At 41.7% G+C, this 355-nt stretch carries 1 pseudogene; it reads left to right on the forward strand.

Features of this window, described 5'->3' with window-relative positions:
• A pseudogene (locus KH400_RS22760) lies at nucleotides 1-245 on the forward strand (ABC transporter); the annotation flags it as partial.
• Nucleotides 246-355: the final 110 nt, after the last annotated feature.

A 355-nucleotide genomic window follows, 5' to 3' on the forward strand; every position in this document is an offset into this window, starting at 1 on the left:
TCATTGAGCAGGTGGCTAATCGTATTCTTCATGTGCACGAGGGGACCATTGAACGCTTTGATGGCACCTATGAAGAATATAAACAAAAGGAAGAAAAGCCAGCTGCTACAAAGAAAGAAGAAGAGCTCCTACTGATTGATATGCAACTGTCTGAAGTGCTCAGTCGTTTAAGCATCGAGCCTTCTCATGAGCTTGAAGAGACGTTTCAAGCATTGTTAAAAAGAAAGAAGTTGTTAGAGTCATAAAAAAAGCCCCTGTGTTTACTGCACAGGGGTCTGTTCGTTTCGTTCTTTTTTCAATTGTTCAAGTTCGCTGACTGTGACAAGCTGGTAGCCTTGTTTGGTGAGTTCATGTA

The sequence above is a fragment of the Desertibacillus haloalkaliphilus genome (genome assembly GCF_019039105.1).
Lineage (GTDB): Bacteria > Bacillota > Bacilli > Bacillales > KJ1-10-99 > Desertibacillus > Desertibacillus haloalkaliphilus.